The sequence below is a fragment of the Enterococcus sp. C53 genome, assembly GCF_040887425.1.
Taxonomy (GTDB): domain Bacteria; phylum Bacillota; class Bacilli; order Lactobacillales; family Enterococcaceae; genus Enterococcus_B; species Enterococcus_B hirae.
On sequence record NZ_JBFOFT010000034.1, the window covers coordinates 1 to 400 of the forward strand.

Below are 400 nucleotides of genomic sequence, written 5' to 3' on the forward strand. Positions count from 1 at the left end.
ACTTCTGAATCGATTGATCGTGCCGTAACTCACTTGTTCATGATTGGCTAGCCAACGCATACGGTAACTATCGTCTAATAAAAATTCGATCTTTCTGCCAGAAAAAACACGTTGCGTGTAGGCATAAAGAAGAATTTTCAACATCATTTTGGGGTGATAGGCTGGACGTCCCAGCTGTTGTTCAATTTGGTTGAAGAGCGCTTGCGGGATTGCTTCTACTAACGAGTGAACCGCAAAGGCAACATCCGTTTCTGGAATATAATGTTCTACATCTAGTGGTAAAGTTGTTTGGTTGATGGTATAATTTTTAAACATAAGGCACACTCCTTTGATTTTTGTTTAGGCACTTTAATCATACAAGGTTGTGTGCTTTTTGTGTACCTTAAAATCAAAAAAAAAA

The 400-nt window shown here is 38.2% G+C and carries 1 protein-coding gene; it reads right to left on the minus strand.

What is annotated here, in order from left to right:
- The coding region (locus AB3I42_RS14045; protein WP_368022573.1) for a transposase at positions 1-315 on the minus strand (315 nt) is incomplete at its 3' end.
- Between the last annotated feature and the right edge of the window lie 85 nt (positions 316-400).